The sequence below is a fragment of the Chitinophaga sp. genome (assembly GCF_036569125.1).
Classification (GTDB): Bacteria; Bacteroidota; Bacteroidia; order Chitinophagales; family Chitinophagaceae; genus Chitinophaga.
On record NZ_DATCRF010000028.1, the window covers coordinates 1 to 2,645 of the forward strand.

The window sequence follows — 2,645 nt, forward strand, 5'->3', positions numbered from 1 at the left end:
CTACATGCAGGAAGATATGGCTACCAATACCGTTGGTTTCCGTTGCGCAATGGACCGCGTGGGCAGCCCCGAAGGTAACAAGTTCAAAACTGGTCAGCTGTTCAAGAAACAAAGACAAAAGAGATAAGCTTGAGGCTGAAAGCATAAAGCATAAAGCAAAAGCCCGGTAATGATACCGGGCTTTTGTATTTTATAACTGTTTGTTTGATATCGCTTCGCAAGCTTTATGCTTTATGCTTTATGCTTTATGCTTTATGCTTTGTGCTTTCGGCTTTATGCTTTATGCTTTATGCTTACTTCCAGATCTCAAGTATCTCCTCCGTATGGTTCTTACTAACCGGCTTGTTAATGATCTTGTCTATGATCCCTTTTTCATTGATCAGGAAAGTAGTACGGTGTGTGCCGTCAAAGATGCGGCCCATGAATTTCTTCTCGCCAAACACACCGTATGCCTGCACGATCTTCAGGTCCTCATCCGGCAGCAAAGGGAAAGGCAGGTCGTATTTCTTTGCAAATTTCTGGTGGCTCTTTTCACTGTCAATGCTGATGCCTACTACAGCGTAGCCCTTTGCTAACAGCGCGCCGTAATTATCCCGCAGGTTGCAGGCCTGCACTGTGCAGGTGGGCGTCATATCGTGCGGGTAAAAATAAAGGATCACCTTTTTACCTTTTAAACCGGCCAGGGAAACGGTATTGCCGTTCTGATCCACGCCTTTGAATGCCGGTGCTTTATCGCCTTCTTTTAAATGATGCGTTGCTATTGCCATTGCTGTTGGTTACCTGTTAAATGTAAGTGTATGGGTGCCTGTGTTACCTGCTATATCCGTTACCGTTAGCTTTAAGGTATGCGCGCCGGAAGTACAATGCTCATCAAAAGTATAGGTAAGCACATTACTCTTGCGGGATAGCATCAGCCAGTGCCCGTCCAGCTCTGCGCGGTAGCTTTGAATGCCGCTGTTATCGTTCATGCTGAAAGCCAGCTTTGCTGCTTTGGCAAGGTTAGCGCCATTCTTAACAGCGCCCAGCACTGCAATCTTTGGCGCAGTAGTATCTACTTCCAGGTGAAAATCACCAAAGTCGCGGAAGCGGCCTTTGTACCAGCCATTTTCCAGTGTGGTGCCGGATACGCTTTCGCCCATGCCGCTGCGTACCATCACGATCTTATGCTGCAGCTCCAGGGGCACCATTTTATTAGCTTTCAGGCGCAGGTCAAAGTCATCATGAATAGGTATCAGCGGCGTATGCAGGTGGTAAATGTTAGACCAGGCTTTAGGATTCATGCTGGGAATTTCCGTATAGCGGAAGCAGATACGGTCGTACAGCGCAGCTTCATCCAGAAAGAACTCAACCCAGTTATTCTCAAAAATATTGCGGCTTTCCGGGAACATAGTATTGGCGCAGGGCGGGTCGGGCGGTGCATCGCCGGACTGCTGCAGGTCAAACTTCACAGTACTGCTGTTGCCATAGGCATCTTTTACCAGCAGCTTTATGTGATGCGGCGCGCCATCAGAAAGGTCAATGGTGCCATCGCCCTTTATATCGTGATAAATATTCAGCTTATTACCGGGCAGGGAAAATACCAGCTGCAGAAAAGGCCCGCCGCCTTTTTTAACCTTATAGTCGATATGCGCATTCAGGTAACGGGTTTCCTCATAACCAATATCATCCAGCTGAAAGCCTTCATTGGGTATATCGTTATCAAACAGCATTACTTCGTAAATGCCATTGGGATTGGTGGAATTGCTCTGCCGGTCCAGCGCATTCAGGCCAATGCCTGCCTGCGAGGCCCTTACCTTAATAAGCGGCGTGGTAGTTACATATTCCCCGTTCACTTTTTTCACCCCTACCATTACCGGCTGCTGCTCGTAAATACTTTTATCCATATTGTACACGGCTATGCGGTATACTTCCGGGGCGCGGGTATCCGGCACATCAAAGCCGAACAATAAGGGGTTCAGCGGTTTTTCCGTTTGCGTATTGCGGATCTCAAAATGCAGGTGCGGGCCTGCAGAGCCGCCGGTATTACCACTCCAGGCTACAAAGTCGCCCTTTTTAACCGGGAACATATTGGGCGGTATACGTATATCCATGGCCCAGCTTTCCTGCTCATAGGCCTTTTGTTTTACATACTGCTCCAGTGCCGGGAAAAAGCGGTTCAGGTGCCCGTATACTGTCGTGTACCCGTTAGGGTGAGTAATGTATAAGCCATTCCCGTAACCTGTATGCGATACGCTGATGCGGCTCACATACCCGTCTGCCGCGGCATGTACCGGCAGGTTCTCCCGCTGCTGGGTTTTAATATCCATACCGGAATGAAAGTGGTTGGGCCGCAGCTCCCCGAAATTGCCGGCCAGCACAATAGGAACATTCAGCGGGTTACGGAAATATCCCTGCGGATAATTTTTTCCGGGTAAGTATTGCGCGCTTAAAAGTTGGGGGAATAAACAGCAAAAGCCTATTAATTTCCTGATCATGAGTGCAAATGTAAGGGTCAGGAAAATATGCAGTATAAAAAAATACCCCCCGAAGCAAAACCTTCGGGGGGTAGAATGTATTCAGCAATGCTTTTACAGCTTTGACTTTACTTCTTTTATCAGTGATATAAACTCCGGGTTGGAGCGTATATCCGGCATCCAGGCCAGGCC

At 48.2% G+C, this 2,645-nt stretch carries 2 protein-coding genes; both read right to left on the reverse strand.

Annotated elements, in window-relative coordinates; genetic code table 11:
• Positions 1–293: 293 nt before the first annotated feature.
• Positions 294–767 carry a thioredoxin-dependent thiol peroxidase gene (gene bcp, locus VIM87_RS00935; protein WP_331995151.1) on the reverse strand — a complete coding sequence of 158 codons (474 nt, stop codon included), beginning with the start codon at positions 765–767 and terminating at the stop codon, positions 294–296.
• 9 nt (positions 768–776) lie between these two features.
• Entirely contained in the window at positions 777–2,474 is a 1,698-nt protein-coding gene (locus VIM87_RS00940) for a peptidoglycan DD-metalloendopeptidase family protein (RefSeq protein ID WP_331995152.1), read from the reverse strand.
• Positions 2,475–2,645 lie beyond the last annotated feature (171 nt).

Coding starts and splice junctions, on each gene's coding strand:
- bcp (WP_331995151.1), bottom strand. CDS start 767: ATGGCAATAGCAACGCATCATTTAAAAGAAGGCGATAAAGCACCGGCA.
- VIM87_RS00940 (WP_331995152.1), bottom strand. CDS start 2,474: ATGATCAGGAAATTAATAGGCTTTTGCTGTTTATTCCCCCAACTTTTA.